Origin of the sequence: Streptomyces justiciae, from assembly GCF_015163075.1 — a bacterium.
Lineage (GTDB): Bacteria > Actinomycetota > Actinomycetes > Streptomycetales > Streptomycetaceae > Streptomyces > Streptomyces justiciae.
The window spans coordinates 708848-735747 of sequence record NZ_JADDXU010000002.1 but is presented as its reverse complement, the minus strand read 5'-3'; the positions used below and the strand labels follow the sequence as shown (position 1 = coordinate 735747).

30 protein-coding genes are annotated in these 26900 nt (G+C 71.2%); 16 read left to right on the top strand and 14 right to left on the bottom strand.

Annotated features, from left to right (window positions below):
* Complete coding sequence (locus IQ210_RS07390) at positions 1-1275, bottom strand: adenosylmethionine--8-amino-7-oxononanoate transaminase (RefSeq protein WP_194078021.1); 1275 nt, start codon at positions 1273-1275, stop codon at positions 1-3.
* Positions 1268-2485 carry a biotin synthase BioB gene (gene bioB, locus IQ210_RS07385; protein ID WP_194078020.1) on the bottom strand — a complete coding sequence of 406 codons (1218 nt, stop codon included), beginning with the start codon at positions 2483-2485 and terminating at the stop codon, positions 1268-1270. Before bioB ends, IQ210_RS07390 begins: the two co-directional genes overlap by 8 nt.
* A gap of 147 nt (positions 2486-2632) precedes the next feature.
* Between bioB and IQ210_RS07380 the strand changes: the two genes are divergently transcribed.
* Positions 2633-3766 (top strand): 8-amino-7-oxononanoate synthase, encoded by a 1134-nt coding sequence (locus tag IQ210_RS07380; RefSeq protein ID WP_194078019.1) that lies wholly within the window; start codon positions 2633-2635, stop codon positions 3764-3766.
* A gap of 41 nt (positions 3767-3807) precedes the next feature.
* Here the strand turns inward: IQ210_RS07380 and IQ210_RS07375 are convergent, their stop codons facing one another.
* Both IQ210_RS07375 and IQ210_RS07370 read right to left on the bottom strand, forming a co-directional pair.
* Positions 3808-4029, bottom strand: a complete 222-nt coding sequence (locus tag IQ210_RS07375) for a DUF397 domain-containing protein (protein WP_079309483.1) — start codon at positions 4027-4029, stop codon at positions 3808-3810.
* A 9-nt stretch (positions 4030-4038) separates the two neighbouring features.
* The gene (locus tag IQ210_RS07370; protein WP_194078018.1) at positions 4039-4908 is read right to left on the bottom strand and encodes a helix-turn-helix domain-containing protein; all 870 of its coding nucleotides are present in this window, start codon (positions 4906-4908) and stop codon (positions 4039-4041) included.
* Positions 4909-5120: 212 nt separating this feature from the next.
* Between IQ210_RS07370 and IQ210_RS07365 the strand changes: the two genes are divergently transcribed.
* Positions 5121-5579, top strand: a complete 459-nt coding sequence (locus IQ210_RS07365; protein WP_194078017.1) for an ATP-binding protein — start codon at positions 5121-5123, stop codon at positions 5577-5579.
* On the opposite strand, the gene IQ210_RS07360 is transcribed toward IQ210_RS07365, so the two are convergent.
* The gene (locus IQ210_RS07360; RefSeq protein WP_194078016.1) at positions 5576-6496 is read right to left on the bottom strand and encodes a LysR family transcriptional regulator; all 921 of its coding nucleotides are present in this window, start codon (positions 6494-6496) and stop codon (positions 5576-5578) included. The two genes, IQ210_RS07365 and IQ210_RS07360, sit on opposite strands and share 4 nt — an antisense overlap.
* Before the next feature lie 102 nt (positions 6497-6598).
* On the opposite strand from IQ210_RS07360, the gene IQ210_RS07355 reads away from it, so the two are divergent.
* A complete protein-coding gene (locus tag IQ210_RS07355) occupies positions 6599-7237 on the top strand; it encodes a LysE family translocator (protein WP_194078015.1) in 639 nt (212 codons plus the stop codon).
* A gap of 79 nt (positions 7238-7316) precedes the next feature.
* Here the strand turns inward: IQ210_RS07355 and IQ210_RS07350 are convergent, their stop codons facing one another.
* The 3 genes from IQ210_RS07350 to IQ210_RS07340 all read right to left on the bottom strand — a co-directional run bounded on the left by IQ210_RS07350 (position 7317) and on the right by IQ210_RS07340 (position 9295).
* Positions 7317-7790 (bottom strand): C40 family peptidase, encoded by a 474-nt coding sequence (locus IQ210_RS07350; RefSeq protein WP_194078014.1) that lies wholly within the window; start codon positions 7788-7790, stop codon positions 7317-7319.
* 553 nt (positions 7791-8343) lie between these two features.
* Positions 8344-8652 (bottom strand): hypothetical protein, encoded by a 309-nt coding sequence (locus IQ210_RS07345; RefSeq protein WP_194078013.1) that lies wholly within the window; start codon positions 8650-8652, stop codon positions 8344-8346.
* Positions 8653-8659: 7 nt separating this feature from the next.
* Positions 8660-9295 carry an ATP-dependent Clp protease proteolytic subunit gene (locus IQ210_RS07340; protein WP_194078012.1) on the bottom strand — a complete coding sequence of 212 codons (636 nt, stop codon included), beginning with the start codon at positions 9293-9295 and terminating at the stop codon, positions 8660-8662.
* Between the two features lie 63 nt (positions 9296-9358).
* Here IQ210_RS07340 and IQ210_RS07335 point away from each other — a divergent pair, with 63 nt between their 5' ends.
* A complete protein-coding gene (locus tag IQ210_RS07335) occupies positions 9359-9646 on the top strand; it encodes a type II toxin-antitoxin system Phd/YefM family antitoxin (protein WP_097261012.1) in 288 nt (95 codons plus the stop codon).
* A gap of 118 nt (positions 9647-9764) precedes the next feature.
* On the opposite strand, the gene IQ210_RS07330 is transcribed toward IQ210_RS07335, so the two are convergent.
* Positions 9765-10778, bottom strand: a complete 1014-nt coding sequence (locus IQ210_RS07330) for an ABC transporter permease (RefSeq protein ID WP_194078011.1) — start codon at positions 10776-10778, stop codon at positions 9765-9767.
* 116 nt (positions 10779-10894) lie between these two features.
* Between IQ210_RS07330 and IQ210_RS07325 the strand changes: the two genes are divergently transcribed.
* The 8 genes from IQ210_RS07325 to IQ210_RS07290 all read left to right on the top strand — a co-directional run bounded on the left by IQ210_RS07325 (position 10895) and on the right by IQ210_RS07290 (position 17932).
* A complete protein-coding gene (locus IQ210_RS07325; protein ID WP_194078010.1) occupies positions 10895-11557 on the top strand; it encodes a TetR/AcrR family transcriptional regulator in 663 nt (220 codons plus the stop codon).
* A 111-nt stretch (positions 11558-11668) separates the two neighbouring features.
* Positions 11669-11971 (top strand): urease subunit gamma, encoded by a 303-nt coding sequence (locus tag IQ210_RS07320; RefSeq protein WP_010355509.1) that lies wholly within the window; start codon positions 11669-11671, stop codon positions 11969-11971.
* A gap of 11 nt (positions 11972-11982) precedes the next feature.
* Positions 11983-12294, top strand: a complete 312-nt coding sequence (locus IQ210_RS07315) for an urease subunit beta (protein WP_059198332.1) — start codon at positions 11983-11985, stop codon at positions 12292-12294.
* Positions 12287-14008 (top strand): urease subunit alpha, encoded by a 1722-nt coding sequence (locus tag IQ210_RS07310; RefSeq protein WP_194078009.1) that lies wholly within the window; start codon positions 12287-12289, stop codon positions 14006-14008. Before IQ210_RS07315 ends, IQ210_RS07310 begins: the two co-directional genes overlap by 8 nt.
* Positions 14008-14682: an urease accessory protein UreF gene (locus IQ210_RS07305; protein WP_194078008.1), complete on the top strand. Its 675-nt coding sequence runs from the start codon at positions 14008-14010 to the stop codon at positions 14680-14682. The genes IQ210_RS07310 and IQ210_RS07305 overlap by 1 nt, the downstream gene beginning before the upstream one ends.
* A gap of 103 nt (positions 14683-14785) precedes the next feature.
* The gene (gene ureG / locus IQ210_RS07300; RefSeq protein WP_194078218.1) at positions 14786-15463 is read left to right on the top strand and encodes an urease accessory protein UreG; all 678 of its coding nucleotides are present in this window, start codon (positions 14786-14788) and stop codon (positions 15461-15463) included.
* Positions 15460-16215: an urease accessory protein UreD gene (locus tag IQ210_RS07295; RefSeq protein WP_194078219.1), complete on the top strand. Its 756-nt coding sequence runs from the start codon at positions 15460-15462 to the stop codon at positions 16213-16215. Before ureG ends, IQ210_RS07295 begins: the two co-directional genes overlap by 4 nt.
* Positions 16216-16330: 115 nt before the next feature.
* The gene (locus tag IQ210_RS07290) at positions 16331-17932 is read left to right on the top strand and encodes an alpha/beta hydrolase (protein WP_194078007.1); all 1602 of its coding nucleotides are present in this window, start codon (positions 16331-16333) and stop codon (positions 17930-17932) included.
* 44 nt (positions 17933-17976) lie between these two features.
* Here the strand turns inward: IQ210_RS07290 and IQ210_RS07285 are convergent, their stop codons facing one another.
* From IQ210_RS07285 to IQ210_RS07265, 5 genes are all read right to left on the bottom strand, one after another.
* Positions 17977-18993: an NAD-dependent epimerase/dehydratase family protein gene (locus tag IQ210_RS07285; protein ID WP_194078217.1), complete on the bottom strand. Its 1017-nt coding sequence runs from the start codon at positions 18991-18993 to the stop codon at positions 17977-17979.
* Positions 18994-19066: 73 nt separating this feature from the next.
* Complete coding sequence (locus tag IQ210_RS07280; protein ID WP_194078006.1) at positions 19067-19792, bottom strand: lysophospholipid acyltransferase family protein; 726 nt, start codon at positions 19790-19792, stop codon at positions 19067-19069.
* Positions 19793-20065: 273 nt separating this feature from the next.
* Positions 20066-21289, bottom strand: a complete 1224-nt coding sequence (gene rocD, locus IQ210_RS07275) for an ornithine--oxo-acid transaminase (protein WP_194078005.1) — start codon at positions 21287-21289, stop codon at positions 20066-20068.
* On the bottom strand, positions 21286-22110 hold the full coding sequence (ddaH, locus tag IQ210_RS07270) for a dimethylargininase (RefSeq protein ID WP_194078004.1): 825 nt from the start codon (positions 22108-22110) through the stop codon (positions 21286-21288). The genes rocD and ddaH overlap by 4 nt, the downstream gene beginning before the upstream one ends.
* 154 nt (positions 22111-22264) lie before the next feature.
* Positions 22265-22762 carry an Lrp/AsnC family transcriptional regulator gene (locus tag IQ210_RS07265; protein WP_194078003.1) on the bottom strand — a complete coding sequence of 166 codons (498 nt, stop codon included), beginning with the start codon at positions 22760-22762 and terminating at the stop codon, positions 22265-22267.
* Between the two features lie 113 nt (positions 22763-22875).
* Here IQ210_RS07265 and IQ210_RS07260 point away from each other — a divergent pair, with 113 nt between their 5' ends.
* From IQ210_RS07260 to IQ210_RS07245, 4 genes are read left to right on the top strand one after another with little or no spacing between them, the layout of a single operon-like run.
* On the top strand, positions 22876-23646 hold the full coding sequence (locus IQ210_RS07260) for a LytR/AlgR family response regulator transcription factor (protein WP_194078002.1): 771 nt from the start codon (positions 22876-22878) through the stop codon (positions 23644-23646).
* Position 23647: 1 nt separating this feature from the next.
* Positions 23648-24010 carry a hypothetical protein gene (locus IQ210_RS07255; protein ID WP_194078001.1) on the top strand — a complete coding sequence of 121 codons (363 nt, stop codon included), beginning with the start codon at positions 23648-23650 and terminating at the stop codon, positions 24008-24010.
* Positions 24007-25719: a sodium/solute symporter gene (locus IQ210_RS07250; protein ID WP_194078000.1), complete on the top strand. Its 1713-nt coding sequence runs from the start codon at positions 24007-24009 to the stop codon at positions 25717-25719. The genes IQ210_RS07255 and IQ210_RS07250 overlap by 4 nt, the downstream gene beginning before the upstream one ends.
* A complete protein-coding gene (locus IQ210_RS07245) occupies positions 25716-26897 on the top strand; it encodes a sensor histidine kinase (RefSeq protein ID WP_194077999.1) in 1182 nt (393 codons plus the stop codon). The genes IQ210_RS07250 and IQ210_RS07245 overlap by 4 nt, the downstream gene beginning before the upstream one ends.
* Positions 26898-26900: the final 3 nt, after the last annotated feature.

The window sequence follows — 26900 nt, the reverse complement described above, 5'->3', positions numbered from 1 at the left end:
TCAACCCTCTCCCGCCGCCGCGCACACGGCCCGCGCGATCCGCGCCACGTCCTCGTCACCGGTGACGTACGGCGGCATCGTGTAGACGAGGTCGCGGAACGGCCGCAGCCACACGCCCTCGCGCACGGCCGCCTCCGTGGCCGCCTTCATGTCCACCTCGTGATCGAGCTGGACCACGCCGATCGCGCCGAGGACGCGGAGGTCCCGGACGCCGGGCAGCTCCCGCGCCGGCGCCAGGCCCTCCGCCAGCCCGGTCTCGATCCGTTTGACCTCGGCCTGCCAGTCCTGCCCGAGCAGCAGCTCGATCGACGCGCAGGCCACGGCCGCCGCGAGCGGGTTGCCCATGAACGTCGGTCCGTGCGCCAGCACCGGGACCTCGCCCCGCGAGATGCCGTCGGCCACGCGTGCCGTGCACAAGGTGGCCGCCATCGTCATGTAGCCGCCGGTCAGCGCCTTGCCCACGCACATCACGTCCGGCGTCACCGCCGCGTGCTCCGCCGCGAACAGCGCGCCCGTGCGCCCGAAGCCGGTCGCGATCTCGTCGAACACCAGCAGCACGTCGTGCGCGTCGCACGCCTCGCGCAGCACCCGGAGATACGCGGGGGAGTGGAACCGCATCCCGCCGGCGCCCTGCACCACCGGCTCCACGATCACCGCGGCCAGTTCATCGGCGTGCCGCTCGATCAGCTCGCGCAGATGGTCGGCGTACGACTCCTCGTACTCGGTCGGTGGCGCGTCCGCGAACACCTGGCGCGGGAGCACACCGGTCCACAGGTCGTGCATGCCGCCCTCGGGGTCGCACACCGACATCGGCTGCCAGGTGTCCCCGTGGTAGCCGCCCCGCCAGGTCAGCAGCCGCTGCTTGCCGCCGCGCCCCAGCGAGCGCCAGTACTGGAGGCACATCTTCACGGCGACCTCGACGGACACCGAACCCGAGTCGGCCAGGAACACATGCTCCAGACCCTCGGGCGACATGTCGACAAGGTGCTTCGCGAGGCGTACGGCGGGCTCGTGGGTGAGCCCGCCGAACATCACGTGGCTCATCCGGCCGAGCTGCCCGGCGGCGGCCTCGTTGAGGACCGGGTGGTTGTAGCCGTGGATGGCCGACCACCAGGACGACATGCCGTCGACCAGCTCCCCGGCGGAGGTGCGCAGCCGCACCCCGCTCGCCGACTCCACGACGAGCGGATCCACGCGGCCGGGCATCGGCCCGTACGGATGCCACACATGCCGCCGGTCGAGCTCCAGCAGCTCGGACACGGGCAGCTCAGGCATTGGGCGCGAGATCCGTCCCGGCACCGCGACGGCGTACGGCGACCAGATCCGTGCGCGGCTCGTTGACCTCGGGAACGGCGGCGGGCTCATGGGAACCGCACACCGAACCACAGCCGGTCCCGCACCCGGCGCCCTCGTGCGACCCGCACCCACCGGCGCTCTCGTGCGAACCGCACCCACCCCCGGCAGCCGCGGCCGCCACGTCCGCCCGGTGCTGCGGCAGCGTGACCTCGCCCGCGCCCTCCACCTCGAAGCCGGCGTCCGCGATCATCTCCAGGTCGGCCTTGCCCGCCTGGCCCTCGGACGTCAGGTAGTCGCCGAGGAAGATCGAGTTGGCGAGGTTCAGGGCGAGCGGCTGCATCGTGCGCAGATGCACCTCACGGCCGCCCGCGATCCGGACCTCGACGTCCGGGCAGACGAACCGGACCATCGCCAGGATGCGCAGACAGCGCTGCGGGGTGAGGTTCCACTCCTTGGCCAGCGGCGTGCCCTCGAACGGGATCAGGAAGTTGACCGGAACCGAGTCCGGGTCCAGCTCACGCAGCGAGAAGACCACGTCGACCAGGTCCTCGTCCGACTCGCCCATGCCCGCGATCAGGCCCGAGCAGGCCGACAGACCCGCCGCGTGCGCCTTCTGCACGGTGTCGACGCGGTCGGCGTAGGTGTGCGTCGTCGTGATGTCGCCGTACGTCGCCTCGGAGGTGTTGAGGTTGTGGTTGTAGGCGTCGGCGCCCGCCTCGCGCAGCCGCTCGGCCTGGCCGTCGGAGAGCAGCCCGAGGCAGGCGCACACCTCGACGTTCTCGTTCTGGTCCTTGATCGCCTTGATGGTGCCGGCGACCCGGTCCACGTCCCGGTCCGTCGGGCCGCGCCCGCTCGCCACCAGACAGACCCGCTTCGCGCCACCGGCGAGGCCCGCGGCGGCGGCCTTGGAGGCCTCGTCGGGCTTGAGCCAGGTGTACTTCAGGATCCCGGCCTCGGAGCCGAGCCGCTGCGAGCAGTAGGAGCAGTCCTCGGGGCACAAGCCGGACTTGAGGTTGACGAGGTAGTTCAGTTTCACGCGTCGGCCGAACCAGTGCCGGCGCACCTTTCCGGCCGCGGCCACCACGTCGAGCAGGTCGTCGTCGGAAGTGGCGAGGACGGCGAGCGCCTCGTCGCGGGTCGGCAGCTCGCGCCGAAGCCCCTTGTCCACCAGCGTGTTCAGCAGGTCCATGAAAGCTGATCCTGTCCTAAGGAGCCGTCTCCGGCCAAGGAGAGTTCGTACAACAGCGGCCATTCGCTGTGTGGGTATTGCCACACAGTGGGCGGCTGCTTGTCCCACTAGTGTCTGTTCGCTGCCTACAAAACCCCCGGAGGAGCCATGGCGTTCGGCTGGATCGACCAGCAGGTGCGGGTGCGCACCCGCAGGGGCCTGGTGCGCACGCTGCGCCCGCGCCCCGCCGACTCGCCGCTGCTCGATCTCGCGAGCAACGACTACCTGGGGCTGACCCGTCATCCCGAGGTGGTCGAGGGGGCCGCGCGGGCCGCCCGGACCTGGGGCGGAGGCTCCACCGGATCTCGACTCGTCACCGGCACGACCGAGCTCCATGCTCAGCTGGAACGCGAGCTGGCCGATTTCTGCGGGTTCGAGGCGGCCCTCGTCTTCTCCTCCGGCTACGCGGCCAACCTCGCCGCGGTCACCGCGCTGGCCCCGCTCCGCTCGCTGGTCGTCTCCGACGCCGGCAACCACGCCTCGCTGATCGACGGCTGCCGGCTGGCCCGGGGCACCTCACAGGTGGTGGAGCACTCCGACCCGGACGCCGTGCGCAAGGCGTTGCAGACGCATGAGGGACCGGGCCCGGCCGTCTTCGTGTCCGACACGGTCTTCTCCGTCGACGGCGACGCCGCCCCGCTGGCCGCGCACGCCGAGGCATGTCGGGAGTACGGCGCCGGTCTGGTGCTCGACGACGCCCACGGCCTCGGCGTGCTCGGCGACGGCGGCCGGGGCGCCCCGCACGCGGCGGGGCTCGCGGGCGCCGACGACGTCGTCGTGACGGTCACGCTGTCCAAGTCGCTGGGCAGTCAGGGCGGAGCGGTGCTCGGCCCGGCCCGGGTGATCGACCACCTGGTCAACGCGGCGCGGACGTTCATCTTCGACACCGGGCTGGCCCCGGCGGCGGCCGGGGCCGCCCTGTCGGCGCTGCGCCTGCTGCGCCGCGAGCCCGAGCGGGCGGCCCGGGCACGCGAGGTGGCCGCCGAACTGCACGCACGCCTGACCGCCGCGGGGCACGAGGCGGTACGACCGGACGCCGCGGTGGTCTCCGTGCGCGCGCCGTCCCCGGAGGGGGCCGTGCAGTGGGCGGCCGACTGCCGTGCGGCAGGCCTGTCCGTGGGCTGTTTCCGTCCTCCTTCCGTGCCCGACGGCATCTCTCGGCTGCGGCTGACCGCCCGCGCGGACCTCTCCGAGGCGCAGATCGAACGCGCTGTACGTGTGATCGGTGAGACACGACCATGAGTCGGCGTGACACGGCCGTGTCGGTTCAGGATCGGAACTGATCAGAACGCGGCCGTGAACTCCGCCCAGCTCCCGGGGGAGAAGAGCAGCGCGGGTCCGGACGGGTCCTTGGAGTCGCGTACGGCGACGAGTCCGGCCCGTGGGCCCGACCCTGGCCGAGCGGTCTCGACACAGTTGTTCGCTCCCGTGCTGTAACTGCTGCGCAGCCAGCGCACGTCGAGCAGATCGGTACTGGTAGGTACGTTCCGAGGCAGTGCAGACATGGTGCCTCCTTACGCGCCGTCACCTATCCCGGCGATGTAATCCAACGAGTCCTCGGGCGAAAGGGCGTGGATCTGAAGGGCGTTGAAGGCCTCGGTGTAGGCCCGGAGGTCTTCTTTCCGCTCGAGGTAGAGGCTACTCGTCAAGTGGTCGAGAACAACCACGTCCAGATCAGAAGTGCGCGAAAATGAGAAGATAACGAAAGGGCCGGTGATGCCGATGTGTTCTCCCGCGGCGAACGGCAGCACCTGAAGCCTCACTTGAGGGAGCCGGGCCGCCTCGACGAGCCGCCGCAGCTGCCGGGCCATCACCTCGGGCCCGCCGATCTCCCGGCGCAGCACGCCCTCGTCCAGCACCGCGGCGAGCTCCAGCGGCGGGTCGGCCCGCAGCACGTCCTGCCGGGCCAGCCGCACCTCGACCAGGGCGTCCAGCCGTTCGTCGGTCTCGCCGTCGAGGCCGCCGACCGCGGCCCGGGTGACCGCACGGGCGTACTCGGGCGTCTGCAACAGTCCGGGGACGACGGAGATCTCCAACGTACGCATCGCGCTCGCCTGCGACTCCAGGCTGATGAAATCGCGGTACGTCGGGGGCAGCACCCCGCGGTAGGCGTGCCACCAGTGGTGGCGTCCGCCGCCCTCGTCGGACCCCGCCAACACCAGGAGCAACTCCCTGAGTTGGCTGTCGTCGACCTCGTAGACGTCCAGGAGTAACCGCACATCGGCCGGTTTCACGCCGCTGGCGCCGGTCTCGATCCGGCTCACCTTGGACTGGTGCCAGCCCACCAGCCGGGCCGCCTCACCACTGGTGAGCCCCGCACCGGTGCGCAACGCACGCAGTTCGGCGCCCAGTTTCCGGCGGCGTACCGCGGGACCGTGCTGCATGGGCTACTCCTTACTCCTTCCGGGCCGCCCAAATACGGTCTTCCGTCGGAGAGTTCACCGCTTCGAGCGACAGATATATGCATATCTTGGTGGATCGGCACCGTGACCGGCCTGGTAATGGCAGTCTGGCGAAGAAGCACCAGTCCGGGACCGTACTCGAACCATCCGCTCCGTGTCGGACTGCGGTCCCGTGGGAAAGGGACGACCTCGCCATGGCAGACCATCTGGAAGCATCCGTCACTCTGCCGAGCGATCCCGCCTCGGTCTCCGCGGCCCGCGCCTACGTCCTGAGCACCCTCTCGGAGTGGGGCCTGCCGGCGGACACGGAGGCGGCGGAGACGATCCGGCTCATCGTCTCCGAACTCGCCACCAACGCGGTACAGCACACCTTCGGACAGTCACCCACCTTCACGGTGGACATCCAGCTCGACCGCGACGAGCAACTGCGCATCGGAGTCACCGACAGCCACCCCCGCTTCCCCAAACGGCTCCCGGCCGCCGTCCAGCAGGACAACGGCCGCGGCATGGTGATCATCCGCTGGCTGACCGCGGAGTGCGGCGGCAAGCTGAGAGTCCGCCCCACCCGCGAGGGCGGCAAGACGGTCTCCATCGAACTCCCGTGGACGGTACCGGCGGAGCCGGTGTCGGCAGCGGGGCAGCAGGAGCCCTAGCCTGCGGTGTGCTTGGCGCGGCCGAACGCGCCCCTGAGGAGCGCTCGGAAGGCGTCCGCCGCCGGAGCCGACTCGTCGGTGCGGTGGGCGACCGAGATGGTACGGCGCAGATCCCCCGGTTCCAGCAGCCGCATCCCCACCGGCGTCACCGCCGTCCGCGCCACCATCTCCGGCACCACCGCGACCCCGAGCCCCGCACTCACCAGCGCGCACACCAAGGCGTACACCGGAGTCGCCACCAGTACGGACGGAGTCGCCCCGACCCGGGCGAGTACCGCCTCCACGCCGCGCCGGGCGGGATGGTCCGGGGCCATGCTGATCAGCGGCTGACCGGCGAGCTCGGTCAGCGGCAGGCGTGCGGTGCCGTCGGCGAGGACATGCCCCGGGGCGGTCACCAGCACCAGCTCCTCCACCAGGACCGGCTCCACGCTGACGGACGCGGGCAGCGCTACCGGGTCCGCGGGCTCATAGGAGTGCGTCAGCGCCAGATCCACGTCACCGGCCGCCACCGCCGCCACCCCGGCCGGCGGTTCGAGATGGGCGACGGTCAGCTCCACGTCCGGATGCGCCCGGCGGAACGCGCTCAGCACGGGCGGCAGCAGCTGGATACCCGCGGTCTGGAAGGTGCCGAGCCGCAGCGTGCCGCCGGAGAGCCCGGTCAGCCGGGCGAGTTCATGGCGGGCCTGCTCCATCTCGTCCAGCACCCGGCGGGCCCGGGCCACCAGGAGTTCACCGGCTCCCGTGAGCCGCGCGCCGCGGTGATGCCGTACGAGAAGAGCGGTGCCCGCCTCCCGCTCCAGCTTGGCCAGCTGCTGGGAGAGCGCGGGGGTGGTGTACCCGAGGCGCTCGGCGGCCCGGGTGATCGAGCCGGCCTCGGCGACCGAGACCAGCGCGGCGAGCCGGTTGGGGTCGTACATGTCGAGTCCCGGGTCCGAGAGGTGAGCCTAAAGCAACGCTTAAGGCAGACCCAGAATATTCGACATACCTGCTGAAGGCTTCCGCACGGCACGCTGGACGGCATGGACGGACAGCTCATCGCCTTCACGGGAGTCGCCGCCGGCATGGTCGCCATGCCCGGTGCCGACTTCACCGTCGTCGTACGCAACGCCCTGGTCTCCCGCCGGGCCGGGGTCGCGAGCGCCCTCGGCGTCGCCGGCGGGCTGCTGCTGCACACGGCGCTGGCGGTGGCCGGAGTCGCCGCGGTCCTCGCGGCCGTACCGGCACTGTTCCGCGCGCTCCAACTCCTGGGCGGCGCCTATGTGCTGTACCTGGGGGTACGGACGCTGCGCTCACTGAGCCGCGCGGACACGGCGGTCGAGGAGGAGAGCGGGACCGGCGCCGTACGGCCGTTGCGGCAGGGGTTCGTCACCAACGCCCTCAACCCGAAGGCGCCCATCACCTTCCTGAGCCTGTTGCCTCAGTTCGTACCGACGGGCGAACCCGCGCTGCCCCGCACGCTGCTGCTGGCGCTGATCGTGGTCGCCCTCGCCCTGGTGTGGTTCCCGGCGGTGGCGCTGCTCGTGGACCGGCTGGGCCGCTGGCTCAGGCGGCCGCGCGCCGCGCGGCTCGTCGCGGCCGTCACCGGCACCGCGCTGACGGTGCTGGGCGTGGTCCTGCTCCTCGAACCGCTGCTCGCCCTCGGGCGAGGATCGGCGTGAGGTCCCGCAGGGGGATGACGGCGGGTCAGGCCCCGCAGGGGTGACGGCGGGTCAGGTCGCCGCCACCCCCGCGGGAAGGTCACTTGACCCGGCCGTACCAGACGCTCTTCGTCCAGATCTTCTGGAGCTTCACGACCTCCCCGCTCTTCGGGGAGTGCCAGATCTTCCCCTTCCCGGCGTAGATGCCGACGTGGTACACGTTCGACCCCGAGTGGAAGAACACGAGGTCGCCGGCCTTGCGGCTGCCGGCCGAGATGTGGCGGGTCTTGTTGTACTGCTGGGCCGCCGTCCGGGGCAGGCTCTTGCCCGCCTTCCTGTACGAGTACAGCGTGAGCCCGGAGCAGTCGAACCTGTGCGGCCCCGCGGCGCCCCACTTGTACGGGGAGCCCTTCTTGGAGGCCGCGATCTGAAGTGCCTTCGTCGCCGGTGTCGCGGCCGCGGCGTCGGAGGCGACGCCCGGGACCACGATGGAGCCGCCCACTGCGGCGATGGTGAGGGCCGAGGCGGTACCGGCTCGGGCCATCAGCGACGGGACACGATTGAGCGCAGTCATGCGCAACCCTTCGTCAGCCGCCTGTGAAGGATGACCTGTCGGATTCGGGCTGGCGAAGTTGCCCGGCCGCGTACTGCGGCTTCACCCCAAGGGCTGCTCGGAACGGCCGTTGAGCGCTGTTCCGGCGACCCGTCGTGCTTGGGTCCTCCACTCCTGCCGATCCACTCCTGTCGACCGGTCATCCGGGTGGCGGCAGGACTCGGCGTCCACCCGGACCGCCCCGCCGCTGCGGCGGGGGCTTGTCGTCAGACAGGGATCTTCACGCACGGACACACGAAAAACCCAATGGAATCGGGGATTTGTGGCGTTACTCACCACTCACCCGTTCGGGTGGACACTCCTCTGTTCGAGCGACCGTCGAGGGGGTCGAGGAGCCTCGGACCAGCGGCGGAACAATCCATTCCGCCCTCGGGCTACGCGCGTTGCGCAACCCTGACGGCCCCACAGAACGACCGGCGACTACTCCAAATGGGGGTACGTCTTTTGGTCCGTTTGAAGGCCGGTCCGGACGCTTCGCCGACGGGGCTGACGGTCCGGACCGGCTGCGTCCGCGTCAACTGCCGGAGTGCGGTGGCACCGTGACCCGTGCCGTGCGCCGCTCACCGTCCAGGACGCGCAGCGCCCGCGCCAGGGTTGCGGCATGCAGCTCCGTCTCGCCCCGCTGGTGCATCAGCGTCAGCGCGTCACGCAGCTCGGCCGCCTTGGCGACCAGCGCCTGCGCGGCCCGCAGTCCGCGGTAGGTGTCGCCGTGGTGCGCCGGGTTGATCCGGCCGAGCAGATCGACGACGTCGAGGTAACGGTCGATCAACTCGCCCTCGGCGCGCGTCAGCGCGGGCAGCGGCGGGAGTTCGGGTGGCAGCATCGCCCGCTCACCGGGTGCCGGGCGCGGGGCCCGAGGCCTTGCGGCTCGGGATGATCTGATCCACCAGGCCGTATTCCAGGGCCTCTTGAGCGGTGAGGATCTTGTCCCGCTCGATGTCCTCGGTGACTTGCTCCCGGGTGCGCCCGGTGTGTCGTACGAGCATCTCCTCCAGGCGCTCGCGGACGCGCCCCAACTCCTCGGCCTGGATGGCCAGATCGCTGGCCTGCCCTTCCACCGGCTCGGGCAGGGAGGGCTGGTGGATCACCATGCGGGCGCCCGGCAGTGCGAACCGCTTGCCGGGGGTGCCGGCCGCGAGCAGCACGGCCGCGGACGATCCGGCCTGCCCCAGGCAGATCGTCTCCACCTCGCACGTGACGAACTGCATCGTGTCGTAGATCGCCGACATCGCGCTGAAGGAGCCGCCGGGGGAATTGATGTAGAGCGAGATGTCCCGGTCCGGGTCCTGGTACTCGAGGTGCATGAACTGCGCCATCACGTCGTTCGCCGAGATGTCGTCCACCGGTGTGCCGAGGAAGACGATCCGCTCCTCCAGCAGCTTCGAGTACGGGTCCATCGTCTTGCTGCCGGAGCTCGTGCGTTCGGTGAACTCAGGCAGGACATGGCGGGCGGTCGGTCGGGTCATGGGTACCCCTCCTTCGGCGTCTGTAAAAAATGTACAGGACGTACGTGACGTTATGATGGGGGTATGGCCTACGAGATTCCGGTGACGCAAGCCAGGGCTGAACTCGCCGACCTGATCAACCGAGTGGTGTACGGCGGTGAGCGTGTCGTCGTCACGCGGCACGGCAAGCCGCTCGTCGCCCTGGTCTCCGCCGCCGATCTCGAACGGCTGGAGGAGCTCCAGGAGCTTCCGGAGCCCGCCGAGGAGCAGGTGATCAGCGCGGTCTCGACCGTGCGCGAGCTGTCCTCGCCGCCCCGCGAGCCGCAGCGGTTCGGCATCGCGGCCCACCACCGGGGCACGGGCGCCTCGTAAGACTTCTCAAGGCTCGTGGGGCTCGTAAGGCTCGTGGGGTTCCTGGCGCGACACGAAAAAGACCGCACACCCCCGTCCGCTACAGCGGAGGTGCGCGGTCCGTCCCAGGGTGCCCGGGTCAGCCGGCGGGCACCAGCTCCCGTTCGGCCGCGAGCGCGGCGCTCTTCTTCCGCGCCTTGAGCGCGTTCCCCAGCAGTACGGCGCCCAGGCCGAGCGCGGCCCACCAGGTCAGGGTCAGGGCAGGGCCGCTCGCCGCCGCCCCGTCGAAGTACGCCACCGACCTCAGCAGGGTCGCGCTCGCGCCCGGCGGCAGCCACTGACCGATCGTGCCGACCGGCTCGGGGAGCAGCTGCGGCGCCGAGGCCGCCCCGGAGAACGGGTTGCCGAGAAGCATGATCACGCCGGCCGCGATCCCGATCCCGGCGGTGCCCAGGAGCGCGGCGAGACCGGCGACGGCGCTGCTCACCGCGAGCGTCGCGAGCCCAAACACCCCCGCCTCCGCCCACCAGTTGCCGGTGACGACGCCGAGCCAGCTGTCCGCGATCCCGGCGACGGCCATGCCCGCCAGGGTCGAGGCGCCGACCAGGGCGACCACGGCACGCGTCCCGCGCAGCCCGACCGACGTCACCACCGCACCCGCGGCGATCCCGGCCAGGGCCAGCGGCAGCACACTGGCGTTCAGGGCCGCGCCCCGCGGGTCCTTCGCGGGCGCCGCCACGACGTCGACCGTCCTGACCTGGGTGCCCTGGGCCGCCGCCGGTTCCGCCACGGCCTGCTGGAGCAGCTGCGCCACCACCGGGCTCGCGGCCGACGCGGTCAGCAGCTCGGGGCCCTGGGCGGTGACGACGACCGCCCCGTACACGGTCCGGTCCTCGATGGCGTCCCGGGCGGCGGCCTCGTCCGCGTAGTGGTGGATCTCGAACGCGCCCTTGTGCCCAGCCAGTTGCTGCTCCACCTGGGCGGTCGCGGCGGAGGGGCCGGCCATGCCGAGCGGCAGGTCGCGGGGTGCGGTGCGGGCGGCGGGCCAGGCGAAGGCCCAGAGGGCGAGCGCCGCGAGGAGCGGTACGAGGACGGCGACCGCCAGTAGGCGGCGGGGGGCGCCGGTGGGGGTCGTAGCGGAAGCGGTGGACATGAGGTGGCCTTCCTGGTTCAGATTTAAAGAGAAGGATCGTTCGTTTTTCTTTCCCTCTCACCGTCCTGCCGGGCGCGCGCCTTGTCAAGAAGGAACGTTCGTTTTAAATTTGGGCCATGGCCCGCGTATCCCAGGAACACCTCGACGCCCGCCGCCGGCAGATCCTCGACGGTGCCGCGGTCTGCTTCGCCCGCAACGGCTTCCACGCCACCTCGATGCAGGACGTGCTGAAGGAGGTCGATCTGTCGGCCGGGGCCGTGTACCGCTACTTCAGCGGCAAGGAGGCCCTCATCACGGCGATCGTCGAGGAGGTGCTCCGCGAGGTCCGCGACGGTTTCGACGAGGCGGCCCTCAGCAGCCCGCCCCCGCCGCCGGACGTCCTGGTGGCGACGGTGCTCGGCCGGATCCTCGCCACCAAGGAGTTCCTGACCGTGGACGGGCGTCCCGCGTTCCCGCGGCTCGTCGTCCAGGTATGGACGGAGACACTGCGCAATGAGGAACTCGCGGCCGTCCTGCGCGACGGCTACGGCGCGGTGCAGGACACCTGGGGGCGGATCGTCCAGGCCTACCAGGACGCCGGGCTGATGCGGTCGGACGTGCCCGCGGACCACGTGGCCCGCACCATGATGTCCGCGGCCATGGGCTTCCTCGCCCAGCAGGCGCTGTTCGGGCCGATGCCGAGCGAGATCCTCCAGGGCGGGCTGCGGGCGTTGATGAGCGTGCGGGACCTCCCCGACGGTGAGGGCCGCGGCACGACCGACGGATCACAGCTCGGTTAACTTGCTTGAAACCCGGTCCAACTAGCCTTCCGGCACGCCACCAGGGACTTTGCCCGGCGGCTGCGGCAACCGGACCCCGCACGGTCCGGAGCGAGGACTGTGAGGTGGGACGTGCAACTGACCCCGCACGAGCAAGAGAGGCTGCTGATCCATGTGGCGGCCGACGTCGCCGAGAAGCGCCGGGCCCGCGGGCTCAAGCTCAACCACCCCGAGGCGGTCGCCCTCATCACGTCGCACATCCTCGAAGGCGCACGTGACGGCCGTACGGTCGCCGAACTCATGGCCTCCGGGCGCAAGCTGCTCACCCGGGACGACGTCATGGAGGGCATCCCCGAGATGATCCACGACGTCCAGGTCGAGGCCACCTTCCCGGACGGCACCAAGCTCGTCACCGTCCACGACCCGATCGTCTGACGGGGGCTGCCGTGATTCCCGGAGAGATCCTCTTCGCCGAGGACCCGATCGTCTACAACGAGGGCCGTGAGGTCACCCGCCTGACCGTCCTCAACGCCGCCGACCGCCCCGTACAGGTCGGCTCCCACTACCACTTCGCCGAGGCCAACCCCGGCCTGGAGTTCGACCGCGCCGCCGCGCGCGGCAAGCGGCTGAACGTCGCCGCCGGCACCGCCGTGCGCTTCGAGCCCGGCATTCCCGTCGACGTCGAACTCGTCCCGCTGGCCGGTGCCCGGATCGTGCCCGGGCTGCGCGGGGAGACCGGAGGTGCCCTCGATGCCTGAGATCTCGCGTGCTGCGTACGCCGACCTGTTCGGCCCGACGACCGGCGACCGTATCCGGCTCGCCGACACCGATCTGATCGTCGAGATCGAGGAGGACCGTTCCGGCGGGCCCGGACTCGCCGGTGACGAGGCCGTGTTCGGCGGTGGCAAGGTGATCCGCGAGTCCATGGGGCAGGCGCGTGCTACGCGCGCAGACGGCACCCCGGACACCGTCATCACCGGTGCCGTGATCATCGACCACTGGGGGATCGTCAAGGCCGACGTCGGCATCCGCGACGGCCGGATCACCGCCATCGGCAAGGCCGGCAACCCCGACACCATGGACGGCGTCCACCCGGACCTGGTCCTCGGCCCCGAGACCGAGATCATCGCGGGCAACGGGCGCATCCTGACGGCCGGCGCGGTCGACGCGCACGTCCACTTCATCTGCCCGCAGATCGCCGACGAGGCGCTGGCCGCCGGTGTGACGACCCTGATGGGTGGCGGCACCGGTCCGGCCGAGGGCTCGAAGGCCACGACGGTGACGCCCGGCCCGTGGCACCTCGCCCGCATGATGGAGGCGATGGAGCAGTACCCGCTCAACATCGGCTTCCTCGGCAAGGGCAACACCGTCTCGCACGAGGCGATGCTGTCCCAGATCCGGGGCGGGGCACTGGGGCTGAAGCTCCACGAGGACTGGGGCTCGACGCCCGCGGTCATCGACGCCTCGCTGACGGTCGCCGACCAGACCGGCATCCAGGTCGCCATCCACACCGACACCCTGAACGAGGCCGGGTTCGTCGGCGACACGCTCGCCGCGATCGCCGGACGCGGCATCCACGCGTACCACACCGAGGGTGCGGGCGGCGGGCACGCGCCGGACATCATGACCGTGGTCTCCGAGCCGCACGTGCTGCCCAGCTCGACCAACCCGACCCGCCCGTTCACCGTCAACACCGCCGAGGAACACCTCGACATGCTGATGGTGTGCCACCACCTGAACCCGGCGGTGCCGGAGGACCTGGCCTTCGCCGAGTCCCGGATCCGGCCGACGACCATCGGCGCGGAGGACATCCTCCACGACCTCGGCGCGATCTCGATCATCTCGTCCGACGCCCAGGCGATGGGCCGGGTCGGCGAGGTCGTCATGCGGACCTGGCAGACCGCGCATGTGATGAAGCGCAAGCGTGGTGCGCTGCCCGGGGACGGGCGCGCGGACAACCACCGTGTCCGGCGGTACGTCGCCAAGTACACGATCAACCCGGCGATCGCACAGGGCCTGGCCCGCGAGATCGGCTCGGTGGAGACCGGCAAGCTCGCCGACCTCGTGCTGTGGGAGCCCGCGTTCTTCGGCGTCAAGCCGCATCTCGTCGTCAAGGGCGGGCAGATCGCCTACGCGCAGATGGGCGACGCCAACGCGTCGATCCCGACCCCGCAGCCGATCCTGCCGCGCCCGATGTACGGGGCGATCGGGCGGGCGCCCGCGACCAACTCGTTCAACTTCGTCGCGCCGCTGGCGATCGAGGACGGGCTGCCGGAGCGGCTGCAACTCGGCAAGCGCTTCGTCGCCATCGAGTCGACGCGTGGGGTGACCAAGGCGGACATGCGGGAGAACGACGCGCGTCCCTCGGTGCGGGTCGATCCCGACAGCTTCGCCGTGCACATCGACGGGGAGCTGGTCGAGGCGACTCCGGCGGCCGAACTGCCCCTGGCCCAGCGTTACTTCCTGTTCTGATGTCCAGGGCTGCACTTCTGGTCCTGGCCGACGGCCGCTTTCCCGCCGGGGGACACGCGCACTCCGGCGGGGCGGAGGCGGCCGTCAAGGCCGGGCGGATCACCGGGGCGTCGAGCCTGGAGGAGTTCTGCCGTGGGCGGTTGCACACGGCGGGACTGGTGTCGGCGTCGCTGGCTGCGGCCGCCGTACTCGGTGTGAATCCCATGGAGTTGGACGCGGCGGCGGACGCCCGTACGCCGTCACCCGCGTTGCGGGTCGCCGCGCGGAAGCTGGGGCGCCAGCTGATGCGGGCGGCTCGGGCGACCTGGCCGTCGGTGGAACTCGACGCGCTGGCCCGGGAGTTCCCCAAGGGGGCGCATCAGCCGGTGGTGTTGGGGGTCACGGCGAGGGTGGCGGGGCTCGATGCGGTGGATGCCGCTCACTGCGCGGCGTACGAGAGCGTGAGCGGCCCGGCGAGTGCGACGGTTCGGTTGCTGAGCCTCGACCCCTTCGACGCGACGGCGGTGTTGGCCCGTTTGGCACCGGAGCTGGACCGAGTAGCGGACCAGGCGGTCGAAGCAGCCGGGAGGGTCGTAGACCACGGAGTTGACGCGCTGCCGTCAGCCTCGGCGCCGCTGCTGGAGATCGGCGCGGAGCTGCACGCGGCGTGGCCAGTGAGGCTGTTCGCTTCATAGCGACCCTCAGATGACCCACCTTCTTTTCAGGGGCGCGGGGAACTGCGCGACCAGCCCCCACGCACCCGCACCCGACGACGAACTAGCCCCCCAGGAGCCGCACATGCACCTCGACCACCACCACGACGGCCCCGCCGCAGTCAGCGCCGACGCTCACCGCCCAAACGGCTCCCGCAGAGCGCTCCGCATCGGCCTCGGCGGCCCCGTAGGCTCCGGCAAGACCGCCACCGTCGCCGCCCTCTGCCGCGCCCTGCGCGACGAGCTGTCCCTCGCCGTCGTCACCAATGACATCTACACCCGCGAGGACGCCGAGTTCCTGCTCCGGGAGGCCGTGCTGCCGCCCGAGCGGATCACCGCCGTGGAGACGGGCGCCTGCCCGCACACCGCGATCCGGGACGACATCTCCGCCAACCTCGAAGCCGTAGAGGACCTGGAGGACGAGGTCGGCCCGCTGGACCTCGTGCTCGTCGAGAGCGGCGGCGACAACCTCACCGCGACCTTCTCCAAGGGGCTCGTCGACGCGCAGATCTTCGTCATCGACGTGGCAGGCGGGGACGACATCCCGCGCAAGGGCGGTCCCGGCGTCACCACCGCCGACCTGCTCGTCGTCAACAAGACCGACCTCGCCCCGTACGTCGGCTCGGACCTCGCGCGGATGGCGGCCGACGCCAAGGCGCAGCGCGCCGAACTGCCGGTCGTCTTCCAGTCGTTGCGGACCGAGGCCGGGGTCACGGACGTCGCCGCGTGGGTGCGGGCGCAGCTCGCCGCGTGGACGGCATGAGCGGCGGCGTCCAGGCGACCGCGCGGATTCTCGCCCGCGACGACGGTCGCGGCGGCACCTCGCTTCCCGTCCTGGAGGGCGACGGGCCGCTGGCGCTGCGCCGGACGCGGGGGCGCGGCGCCGAGGCGCGGGTCATGCTCGTCGGCGCGATGAGCGGACCGCTCGGCGGCGACCACTTCACCGTCGAGGCCGCGGTGGAGGAGGGCGCCCGGCTGCACGTCGGGTCGGCCGCCGCCACCATCGCCCTGCCCGGGCAGGCCAAGGGCGAGGCGCGCTACGACGTCCGCCTCACCGTCGCCGACGGCGGTGAACTGCGCTGGCTGCCCGAACAGTTGATCTCGGCGAACGGCAGTGAACTGTACGTCTCGACACACGTCGACGTCGGTGCGTACGGTCGACTCGTGCTGCGCGAGGAGCAGGTGCTGGGGCGGGTCGCCGAGGAGCCGGGGCGGCTGAGCAGCAGGCTGGTGCTGCGGGTCGGCGGGCGGACCGTGCTGGACCAGGAGCTCGCCTGCGGGCCAGGGGCGCCGGGCGGATGGGACGGCCCGGCCGTGCTGGCGGGGCACCGAGCGGTCGGCCAACTCGTCGTCGTACGACCGGAGTTCGCCGCCGATCCGGCGGCCTCCCGGGTGCTGGGGGACGGTGCCGTGGTCATGCCGCTGGCCGGACCCGCCGCTCTGGTGAGCGCGGTGGCGCCGGACGCACTCCGTCTGAGGAAGCTGTTGGACGACGCCCTGACGTCGCTCGGTTAGCGAACAACCCTCTCCGTTTATCGGATTGGCAAAGAACGCTGCCGGACCCTGTTCTCAGGGAACCCACAGCCGAGAGGATCCCCGTACTCATCAATGACGTACGGGGAGGTCGCACTTGAAGCACCACAGACCGACAAGGCGGGCCACGGCGTTCGGCTCCGCCGGAGTGCTCGTCACGGCGACCCTGATAGCCGGGGCCGTGGCGGCGCCCACCGCCAACGCGAGCGCGGGCGCACGGCACGGCCAGGACCGTGAGGCCCGCGGCGCCGCCATCGCCGCCGCCCGGGCCGAGAAGGCCGGCATCGACTGGCAGGACTGCCCCGCGGACTGGGGGCTGGAGAAGCCCATCCAATGCGGCTGGGTCACCGTTCCGCTCGACTACGCGAAGCCCAACGGCAAGCAGATCAAGCTCGCCGTCGACCGCATCGGCAACACCGGGACCCCCGCCGAGCGTCAGGGCGCGCTCGTCTACAACCCCGGCGGACCGGGCGCCTCGGGCCTGCGCTTCCCGCGCCGCGTCACCACCAAGGCGCCGGTGTGGGTCAACACGTCCAAGGCGTACGACTTCGTGGGCTTCGACCCGCGCGGTGTCGGCCACTCGGCGCCCATCTCCTGCATCGACCCGCAGGAGTTCGTGAAGGCGCCGAAGATGGACCCGGTGCCCGACTCCGAGGCCGACAAGCGCGCCCAGCGCAAGCTGGCCCGCGAGTACGCCGAGGGCTGCTACGAGCGCAGCGGCGAGATGCTGCCGCACATGACCACGCCGAACTCCGCGCGTGACCTGGACGTCATCCGTGCCGCGCTCGGCGAGAAGAAGCTCAACTTCCTCGGCGTCTCCTACGGCACCTACTTCGGCGCCGTCTACGGCACGCTGTTCCCGGGCCACGTCCGTCGCATGGTCGTCGACAGCGTCGTCAACCCGTCGCGGGAGAAGATCTGGTACGAGGCCAACCTCGACCAGGACGTCGCCTTCGAGAAGCGCTGGAACGACTGGCAGGACTGGGTCGCCGCCAACGACGCCGCCTTCCACCTCGGCACCACCCGCGCCGAAGTCCAGGCGAAGTGGCTGGAGTTGAGGGCCACCGCGAAGAAGAACCCCATCGGTGGCGTGGTCGGCCCGGCCGAGCTGATCGGCTTCTTCCAGAGCGCCCCGTACTACGACTCCGCGTGGGTCTCCACCGCCACGGTGCTCAGCAAGTACGTCGCCGGTGACACCCAGGCGGTCGTCGACGCGGCCGCGCCCGACATGACCGACACCGCGGGCAACATCGCCTCGGAGAACGGCAACGCCGTCTACACGGCCGTCGAGTGCACCGACGCCAAGTGGCCCACCAGCTGGCAGAAGTGGGACCGGGACAACACCCGTCTGCACAAGGACTATCCGTTCCTCACCTGGGCCAACGCCTGGATGAACCTGCCGTGCGCGACCTGGCCGGTCAAGCAGCAGACGCCGGTGGACGTCAAGACCGGCAAGGGTCTGCCGGGTGTGCTGATCGTGCAGTCCGAGCGGGACGCGGCGACGCCGTACGGCGGTGCGGTCGAGCTGCACAAGCGGTTCAAGGGCTCCCGCCTGATCACCGAGAAGGACGCGGGCTCCCACGGTGTGACCAGCCTGGTCAACCCGTGCATCAACGAGCGGGTGGACGCCTACCTGCTCAGCGGCAAGCTGGACGCCGCCGACGTGACGTGCGGTCCGCACGCCACGCCGAAGCCGTAAGGGTGTGACAGGCAGGGGCGGCCCGGAGACGGGCCGCCCCTCTTTCATGCCGTCAACCAGGCGTCCTCCGCCGCGTAGTCGAAGAGGTCGCCGTACGCCTGGAGCATCCTCGGGTACGCCTCCCGCCAGTCCCGACCGGACAGCTGCTCCTCGATCGAGGCGACGGACTCGGCGAGCCGGTCCGCGTACCGCACCACCGGCCGGTACCCCAACTCCCGCTCGGCGGCGGCCATGTCGCAGACGACGGGCGCCGGGACCGACCACGGGGTGTCGCCGACCGTGGGCGCGGGCGGTGGCCCGTCGACGAGCACGTCCTCCCGCTGCTCCACTCCCATGACGTCGTCGATGGCCCGGGCGATCTCCGCCACCGTCGGCGCGTCCGGATCGACCGCGTTGAGGACACGACTGCCCGGGCGGGCGGCGGCCAGCCGGATCAACTCGGCGATGTTGTGCACACTCGCGGGATGGAACCGGCTCTCCCCGCCGTACGCGAGGACCCGCCGGGCCCGCCCGTCGAGGTTGCGCTTGACGAAGTACAGCTCGCGCGGCGTCCGGCAGTACGGCCCGTGGATGGCACCGGCCCGCAGCAGGGTCGTGGGCAACTGCTCACCGGCGGCGAGGAGTTCACGTTCGAGGACGACCTTGCGCGTGCTGTACGAGGTGTCGCCGGCCCGGACCGTGCGCTGCCGCTCGGTGATCGGCACCGGGTACTCGGGAAAACCGTCCGGCTCTTCCTGCGTGTCGAAGTTCCGCCCCTTGTCGTCCTCGTACACCGAAACGCTCGAGATGACGACGGCGGACCCGATCCGGTCGGCGAGGGAGACCAACTGCCGTGCGTGGCCGCCTCCGTAGGCGACGACGTCGACGACGACATCGCATCCGTCACCGACCGCTTCGGCGAGCACGGCGTCGTCCTCCCGGTCGCCCGGCACGGCCCGCACCTCCTCGGGCCACCCGTCGTCACGCCCCCCACCCCGCGAAAGCGCGGTGACCTCCCACCCGTCCCGGGCCAGCACACCCACCGCCGCCCGCCCGATCTGTCCGGCGGCCCCGATCACCACAGCTCGTCGTGTCATACGGCGACGCTACGACGACCGGGCCCCGCTGTCCCGGGATCTCTGCCCAGGGCAGAGCTCACCCCAGCGGCATCCGCGGGAACCGCCGCTCCTTCTCCGCCTTGGCCTCGGCCTCCTGCGCTTTGACGACGGCCGCGTACTCGTCGACGTACTCCTGACCGGAGAGGCTGAGGATGGCGTAGATGATCTCGTCGGTGATGGCGCGCAGGATCGCCTTCTCGTTCTCCATGCCGGCGTAGCGGGAGAAGTCCAGGGGCTCGCCGAAGCGGATGACGACGGGGTGGATGTTGGGGATGACCTTCCCGGGCGGCTGCGCCTCGAAGGTGCCGATCATCGCGCACGGGATGACGGGCACCCCGGCCTTGAGCGCCATCACCGCGACGCCGACCTTGCCCTTGTACAGCCGCCCGTCGTGCGACCGCGTGCCCTCCGGGTAGATCCCCAGCAGCTCGTCCTTGGCGAGCACCCCGAGTCCCTCGCGGATGGCCGCCTGCCCCGCCTCCTTGCCGGTACGGTCGACCGGGATCTGCCCGGCGCTCCGGAAGAAGAACGCCGTGAGCCTGCCCTTCACGCCGGGGCCCGTGAAGTACTCCTTCTTGGCGAGGAACGTGATGCGCCGCTTGAGGATCGCCGGCATCAGGAAGTGGTCCGAGAAGGACAGATGGTTCCCGGCGACGATGGCCGCGCCGCTGGCCGGCACATGCTCAAGACCCTCGATCCGAGGCCGGAACACCAGTCTCAACAGGGGCCCCAGCAACACGTACTTGAGCAGGTAATAGAACAAGGGGACGCTCCTCACTCCGGCATATCGGCTCAACCGCCGCGTTCCAGCAGGTCAACCGGCGTGTCGTGGGGGTGCCAGTGTAAGTGCATGCGGGAGCGCGGGGAACGGGGACGCGGGTGGGGATGACCGCGGGGACAGCCTGGTGCGGGTGAGGGTCCGGCGGCAACGTGATCGAGTGCACGATGACGGAAAAGACGAGTATGAGTGGCGGATGTGGGGGTCTTGTGCAGCGCGAGGTGCGGCTCTCCGCCACCGGAGAGCCGCACCGCCGGCTCAGTCCCGCGTCAGTACCTTCTCCAACGCTCCCAGCGCGTCGGTGAGTTCGTCCGCCGTGATGGTCAGCGGCGGCGCCAATCGGATCGTCGAGCCATGGGTGTCCTTCACCAACACCCCTTCCTTCAGCAGCCGTTCGCCGATCTCGCGGCCCGTGCCGAAGGCCGGGTCGATGTCGACGCCCGCCCACAGGCCCCGTGCCCGGAAGCCGAGGACGCCCTTGCCGACCAGTTCTGTCAGGCCGTCGCGCAGGACCACTCCCAACTCGGTTGCCCGGTGCTGGAATTCGCCCGTCTCCAGGAGTTCCACCACCGCCGTGCCGACCGCCGCCGCGAGCGGGTTGCCGCCGAACGTCGAGCCGTGCTCGCCGGGGCGCAGCACGCTCAGGACGTCACGCCGGGCCACCACCGCCGACACCGGCACGATGCCGCCGCCCAGCGCCTTGCCCAGGAGCAGGACGTCCGGGACGACCGACTCGTGGTCCACGGCGAGGGTGCGGCCCGTGCGGCCGAGGCCCGACTGGATCTCGTCGGCGATGAAGAGGCAGCCCTTGCGGCGGGTGAGTTCACGGACGCCGGTGAGATAGCCGTCGTCGGGGATCATCACGCCGGCCTCGCCCTGGATGGGCTCCAGCAGCACCGCCGCCGTCGTCTCGTCGACCGCCGCTTCCAGGGCCGCCAGGTCGTTGTAGGGCACGATCCGGAAGCCCGGCGTGAAGGGGCCGAAGCCCGCCCTCGCCGTCTCGTCCGTGGAGAACGACACGATCGTCGTCGTACGGCCGTGGAAGTTCTCCGCCGCCACCACGATCGTCGCCCGGTCGGCCGGGACGCCCTTCACGTCGTACGCCCATTTGCGGGCCACCTTGATGCCGGACTCGACCGCCTCGGCGCCCGTGTTCATCGGCAGCACCATGTCCAGGCCCGTCAACTCGGCCAGCCGCTCGGCGAATTCGGCCAGCTTGTCGTTGTGGAAGGCGCGGGAGGTGAGGGTGAGGCGGTCCAGCTGGCGGTGGGCGGCCTCGATCAGGGTCGGGTGGCGGTGGCCGAAGTTGAGGGCCGAGTACCCGGCCAGCATGTCCAGGTAGCGGCGGCCCTCGACGTCCTCGACCCAGGTGCCCTCGGCGCGGGCGACGACCACCGGGAGCGGGTGGTAGTTGTGCGCCAGGACCGGTTCCTCGGCGCGGATCAGGTCGGCGGAGGTGCGCGTGGTCACGGGAGCGGTCATGAACGGATCTCCTGAGTGCAGCACTTGATGCCGCCGCCTGCCTTGCGGAACTCGGACAGGTCGACGGGCACGGGGACATAGCCGCGGTCGGCGAGGGCGGAGGACAGGGACTCGGCCTGGGGCGCGATGAAGACGTTGCGGCCGTCGGACACGGAGTTCAGGCCGAAGGCCAGCGCGTCGTCCAGGGTGGCGAGCACCGCGTTCGGGTACAGGCGCGCGAGCACCTCCCGGCTGCCCGGCGAGAACGCCTCCGGGTAGTAGGAGATGTTGTTGCCCTCGGTGGAGTCGTCGAGGACGAACAGCGCCGTGTCCAGGTGGTAGAAGCGCGGGTCCACCAGCGTCAGGCTGATCACCGGGTGCCCGAAGAACTCCTGCACCTCGCGGTGCGCCTCCCGGGTGGTGCGGAAACCGGTGCCGGCCAGCACGTACCGGCCCGTCCAGACCAGGTCGCCCTCGCCCTCGCAGACGGCCTCGGGACGATGGACGTCGAAGCCGGCCGCCTTGAACCAGGTGTCGTAGTGGAGGGACTCCGGGCGCCGCTCGGGCGCGTGGAAGAGGGAGCCGAAGACGCGGCCGTCCACGACGACCGCCGAGTTCGCGGCGAAGACCATGTCCGGGAGACCGGGGGCCGGCTCCACGCTGTCGACGGTGTGGCCGTGGGCCCGGTAGGCGCCGATCAGCGCCTGCCACTGTTCCCGGGCCAGGTCCACGTCGACGCGGACATCGGGTTGCATCCAGGGATTGATCGCGTACTGCACGGCGAAATGTCTGGGTTCGCAGACGAGGAATCGCCGTCGGCGCGGCACACGGGAGTCGGACACAGAGGGGTTCCTCCGCTTCCTGCGGTGTCGACTGGGGGTTGACACCAAGGTAGGAAGTGACGGTCACACCCGACAAGCAACGAGAATTGCGTGTCTGCGCAGGAATGCTGCGTCTTCGACCGTGAACGCGCAGCTTCGCTGCGTGCTCGGATGTTTATTCGGGTGATGCTGCGGGAGCCGCCTGGGTGGCGCCCGCCTCCGGGCTCTCCGGGAGCAGATGGGACAGCACCATCACGCTGATCGTCTTGCGGATGAAGGGCTCCACGCGGATGCGTTCCAGCACCTCCTCGAAGTGCTCCACGTCCCGCGCCCGCACATGCAGGAGCGCGTCCGCGCCGCCGGTCACCGTCATCGCCGCCGTGATCTCCGGATGGTTGCGCACCACCTCCGCGAGCCGCCGCGGCGGCGCCGCGCCCTCGCAGTACACCTCGACGTACGCCTCCGTGCGCCAGCCCAGCGCGGACGGCTGCACGGTCGCCGTGAACCCGGTGATGACCCCGGTCTCCCGGAGCCGGTCCACCCGCCGCTTGACCGCCGTGGAGGACAGCCCGATCGCGGCGCCGATCTCCGCGAAGGACGTCCGCGCGTTCGCCATCAGCGCGGTGATGATCTTCCGGTCGAGCTCGTCGAACGCGGGGGTCCTGCTGTTCATGGCGGCACTGTATCCAGCACCGGACCCACCAGCGCCCCAGCACCGTACCCAGCGGGAACGTCCACACCTCCGCACATGTCCAGACGTACGAATTACTCCTACACTCCGGGTTCATGCTGCGCGCCCTGGCTGTCGACGACGAACGCCCCTCGCTGGAGGAGCTGCTCTACCTCCTCAACGCCGACCCCCGGATCGGCAGCGCGGAGGGCGCCGGCGACGCGACCGAGGCGCTGCGCCGCATCAACCGCGCGCTGGAGTCCGGCCCGGACGGTCCGGAGGCGATCGACGTCGTCTTCCTCGACATCAACATGCCCGGCCTCGACGGCCTCGACCTGGCCCGGCTGCTCACCGGCTTCGCCAAGCCCCCGCTGGTCGTGTTCGTCACCGCCCACGAGGACTTCGCCGTCCAGGCCTTCGACCTCAAGGCCGTCGACTACGTCCTCAAGCCCGTCCGCAAGGAGCGGCTCGCCGAGGCCGTACGACGCGCTGCCGAACTCGTACGACGCCCCGCCGAACCCGGCGACCAGGCCCCCCGCATCCCCGTGCACGAACCCGACCCCGACCACATACCCGTCGAGCTCGGCGGCGTGACGCGCTTCGTCTCCGTCGAGGACATCACCCACGTGGAGGCCCAGGGCGACTACGCCCGGCTGCACACCACCAAGGGCAGCCACCTCGTCCGCATCCCGCTGTCCACCCTGGAGGAGCGCTGGCGCTCCCGCGGCTTCGTCCGCATCCACCGCCGCCATCTGGTCGCCCTGCGCCACATCGGCGAACTCCGCCTCGACGCCGGCACGGTCAGCGTCCTGGTCGGAAGCGAGGAACTCCAGGTCAGCCGACGCCACGCCCGCGAACTGCGCGACCTGCTGATGCGGAGGACCTGACATGCCGCACCAGGACCCCGCCGAACGCCGCGTGGTCGTCACCGGCCCGCCCCGCCGCACCCGCCGCGCCTCCGGCTACTACCGCCCGCGCACCGAGATCGACGAACAGACCACCCTCGGCCACACCTACGTCCGCTCCCTCATGCGCAGCCAACTCCGCGCCGGACTCACCGTGTTCGCCGTCCTCGGCCTCCTCATCGGCCCGCTCCCGCTGCTGTTCGCCGCGATGCCCGACGCCCGCCGCGTGGAATGGGCCGTCCTCGGCTTCGGCGTCTACGTCCCGCTGGTGCTGCTCGCCCGTTGGTACGTGCGGCGCGCGGAACGCAACGAACGGGACTTCGTGCGGCTCGTAGAGGACCGATGAACTCCAGCTACGCCGTTCCGGCGGTCGCCCTCGTCGTCGTCGCCACCGTCCTCGTCGGCGCCTTCGGCCTGCGCATCTCCCGCACCACCTCCGACTTCTACGTCGCCTCCCGCACCGTGGGGCCACGGCTGAACGCGGCCGCCATCAGCGGCGAGTACCTGTCGGCGGCCTCCTTCCTCGGCATCGCCGGACTCGTCCTCGTCCAGGGCCCGGACATGCTCTGGTACCCGGTCGGCTACACCGCCGGATACCTCGTCCTCCTGCTCTTCGTCGCCGCCCCGCTGCGCCGCTCCGGCGCGTACACGCTCCCCGACTTCGCCGAGGCCCGGCTCGCCTCGCAGGCGGTACGCCGGCTGGCGGGGGCCTTCGTCGTCGGGGTCGGCTGGCTGTACCTGCTGCCCCAACTCCAGGGCGCCGGACTGACGTTGCAGGTGCTGACCGGCGCCCCCGACTCGCTGGGCGGAGTCATCGTCGCCGTCGTGGTCGTCGCGACCGTCGCCGCCGGCGGCATGCGCAGCATCACCTTCGTGCAGGCCTTCCAGTACTGGCTCAAGCTCACCGCCCTCCTCGTCCCCGCCCTCTTCCTGATCCTCGCCTGGCAGGGCGACGGCGCCCCCAGCCACGCCTTCGAGGAACCGGCGACCTTCCGCGAGCAACGCGTCGTCCGCGTCGGCGACAGCCTCGACGTGAAGCTCGACCGCCCGCTGACGGTGACGGTCGACGGCACGGTGGACGGCCGCACCCACACGGACACCGCGCTCCGCCTCCGCGCCGGCACCCACCACATCGACGCCGGCACCCGGCTCACCTTCGCCGCAGGCGACCCCGTCCCCGAGGCCGACCGCCGCAGCGACGCCGGACTGTCGCCCTCACAGGCCGAGAGCCGCGGCGAACGCCCGCTGTACGCCACGTACGGACTGATCCTCGCGACCTTCCTCGGCACCATGGGCCTGCCGCACGTCGTCGTCCGCTTCTACACCAGCCCGCACGGCGTCGCCGCCCGCCGCACCACCGTCGCCGTCCTCGGCCTGATCGGCGCCTTCTATCTGCTGCCGCCCGTCTACGGCGCCCTCGGCCGCCTCTACGCCCCCGAGCTCACCCTCACCGGGGACGCGGACGCCGCCGTCCTGCTGCTGCCGGACCGGGTGATCGGCGGCCTCGGCGGTGACCTGCTCGGCGCGCTGGTCGCCGGGGGCGCCTTCGCCGCGTTCCTCTCCACCGCCTCGGGGCTGACCATGGCCGTCGCGGGCGTGCTCACCCAGGACGTGCTTCCGTCGCGCGGCGTACGGCACTTCCGGCTTGGCACAGTCATCGCCATGGCCGTACCGCTGGCGGCGAGCGCCCTGGTCGGCGGGCTGCCGGTCGCCGACGCGGTGGGCCTGGCCTTCGCCGTGTCGGCCTCCTCCTTCTGCCCGCTGCTCGTCCTCGGCATCTGGTGGCGCCGGCTGACCCCGCCGGGCGCGGCCGCCGGGATGCTGGTCGGCGGCGGCTCCGCGCTCGTGGCGGTCGCGGCGACCATGGCAGGCTTCCCGGGCTCCGGCGCGCTGCACGCCCTGCTCGCCTGGCCGGCCCTCTGGTCGGTGCCGCTGGGCTTCCTCACCATGGTCCTGGTGTCCCTGGCGACCCCGGGCAAGGTCCCGGCCGGGACGGCGGCGATCCTGGCGCGGTTCCATCTGCCGGAGGAGCTGCGGACGGAGGTGAAGGCGTGAGCGGATTCCTCGCCGGGCTGTGCGTGGCGATCCTGCCCCTGCTGGCCGCCGGCTTCTGGCTCGGCCGCCGTACCGCGCGCCCCGAGAACCTCGGCGGCCTCGGCACCCCCGTCGAGCACGCCACCTTCGAGACCCTGCACACGGCGTCCCTCGCCGCGCCGCCGCTCCGCGCGGGCCTGACGGAGGAGACGGCCCGCAAGTCGGCCCGCAGACTACGGACGTTGCTCGGCACGGACGCCCTGTGCCTGACCGACCAGGAGCGGGTCCTCGTCTGGGACGGCGTCGGCGGCCATCACCGCGACGAGATCATGAAACGCCTCGCCGGTCCCCTGGAGACCGGCCGCGGCGAGGCCTTCCCGCTGACCTGCGACGCCCTCGACTGCACCGTGAGCTGGGCCGTGGTCGCCCCGCTCACCGTCGACGACCGCGTCCACGGCGCCCTCGTGGCCTGCGCGCCCCGCGAGTCCGCCGTGCTCGTACGGGCCGCCGGAGAGGTCGCCCGCTGGGTCTCCGTCCAGCTCGAACTCGCCGACCTCGACCAGTCCCGCACCCGCCTCATCGAGGCCGAGATCAAGGCTTTGCGCGCCCAGATCTCCCCGCACTTCATCTTCAACTCCCTCGCGGTGATCGCGTCGTTCGTCCGCACCGACCCCGAGCGCGCCCGCGAACTGCTCCTGGAGTTCGCCGACTTCACCCGCTACAGCTTCCGCCGGCACGGCGACTTCACCACCCTCGCCGACGAACTCCACGCCATCGACCACTACTTGGCGCTGGTGAGGGCCCGCTTCGGCGACCGCCTCTCCGTCACCCTCCAGATCGCCCCCGAAGTACTGCCGGTCACCCTGCCCTTCCTCTGCCTCCAGCCGCTCGTCGAGAACGCCGTCAAGCACGGCCTCGAAGGCAAGTCCGACAAATGCCACATCCAGATCACGGCGCAGGACGCGGGTGCCGAAGCCCTCGTCGTCATCGAGGACGACGGCGCGGGAATGGACCCCTCCGTACTGCACCGCATCCTCGCCGGCGAGGTCAGCCCCTCGGGCGGCATCGGGCTTTCCAACGTCGACGACCGGCTGCGCCAGGTGTACGGCGACGACTACGGCCTCGTCATCGAGACCGCCGTGGGCGCTGGCATGCGGATCACCGCCCGGCTGCCGAAGTACCAGCCGGGCGTGCACTGAGGT

Bases quoted from the DNA above. Each gene is read 5' to 3' on its own strand.
- IQ210_RS07390 (WP_194078021.1), bottom strand. From the start codon at position 1,275: ATGCCTGAGCTGCCCGTGTCCGAGCTGCTGGAGCTCGACCGGCGGCAT.
- bioB (WP_194078020.1), bottom strand. From the start codon at position 2,485: ATGGACCTGCTGAACACGCTGGTGGACAAGGGGCTTCGGCGCGAGCTG.
- IQ210_RS07380 (WP_194078019.1), top strand. From the start codon at position 2,633: ATGGCGTTCGGCTGGATCGACCAGCAGGTGCGGGTGCGCACCCGCAGG.
- IQ210_RS07375 (WP_079309483.1), bottom strand. From the start codon at position 4,029: ATGTCTGCACTGCCTCGGAACGTACCTACCAGTACCGATCTGCTCGAC.
- IQ210_RS07370 (WP_194078018.1), bottom strand. From the start codon at position 4,908: ATGCAGCACGGTCCCGCGGTACGCCGCCGGAAACTGGGCGCCGAACTG.
- IQ210_RS07365 (WP_194078017.1), top strand. From the start codon at position 5,121: ATGGCAGACCATCTGGAAGCATCCGTCACTCTGCCGAGCGATCCCGCC.
- IQ210_RS07360 (WP_194078016.1), bottom strand. From the start codon at position 6,496: ATGTACGACCCCAACCGGCTCGCCGCGCTGGTCTCGGTCGCCGAGGCC.
- IQ210_RS07355 (WP_194078015.1), top strand. From the start codon at position 6,599: ATGGACGGACAGCTCATCGCCTTCACGGGAGTCGCCGCCGGCATGGTC.
- IQ210_RS07350 (WP_194078014.1), bottom strand. From the start codon at position 7,790: ATGACTGCGCTCAATCGTGTCCCGTCGCTGATGGCCCGAGCCGGTACC.
- IQ210_RS07345 (WP_194078013.1), bottom strand. From the start codon at position 8,652: ATGCTGCCACCCGAACTCCCGCCGCTGCCCGCGCTGACGCGCGCCGAG.
- IQ210_RS07340 (WP_194078012.1), bottom strand. From the start codon at position 9,295: ATGACCCGACCGACCGCCCGCCATGTCCTGCCTGAGTTCACCGAACGC.
- IQ210_RS07335 (WP_097261012.1), top strand. From the start codon at position 9,359: ATGGCCTACGAGATTCCGGTGACGCAAGCCAGGGCTGAACTCGCCGAC.
- IQ210_RS07330 (WP_194078011.1), bottom strand. From the start codon at position 10,778: ATGTCCACCGCTTCCGCTACGACCCCCACCGGCGCCCCCCGCCGCCTA.
- IQ210_RS07325 (WP_194078010.1), top strand. From the start codon at position 10,895: ATGGCCCGCGTATCCCAGGAACACCTCGACGCCCGCCGCCGGCAGATC.
- IQ210_RS07310 (WP_194078009.1), top strand. From the start codon at position 12,287: ATGCCTGAGATCTCGCGTGCTGCGTACGCCGACCTGTTCGGCCCGACG.
- IQ210_RS07305 (WP_194078008.1), top strand. From the start codon at position 14,008: ATGTCCAGGGCTGCACTTCTGGTCCTGGCCGACGGCCGCTTTCCCGCC.
- ureG (WP_194078218.1), top strand. From the start codon at position 14,786: ATGCACCTCGACCACCACCACGACGGCCCCGCCGCAGTCAGCGCCGAC.
- IQ210_RS07295 (WP_194078219.1), top strand. From the start codon at position 15,460: ATGAGCGGCGGCGTCCAGGCGACCGCGCGGATTCTCGCCCGCGACGAC.
- rocD (WP_194078005.1), bottom strand. From the start codon at position 21,289: ATGACCGCTCCCGTGACCACGCGCACCTCCGCCGACCTGATCCGCGCC.
- IQ210_RS07265 (WP_194078003.1), bottom strand. From the start codon at position 22,762: ATGAACAGCAGGACCCCCGCGTTCGACGAGCTCGACCGGAAGATCATC.
- IQ210_RS07260 (WP_194078002.1), top strand. From the start codon at position 22,876: ATGCTGCGCGCCCTGGCTGTCGACGACGAACGCCCCTCGCTGGAGGAG.
- IQ210_RS07255 (WP_194078001.1), top strand. From the start codon at position 23,648: ATGCCGCACCAGGACCCCGCCGAACGCCGCGTGGTCGTCACCGGCCCG.
- IQ210_RS07250 (WP_194078000.1), top strand. From the start codon at position 24,007: ATGAACTCCAGCTACGCCGTTCCGGCGGTCGCCCTCGTCGTCGTCGCC.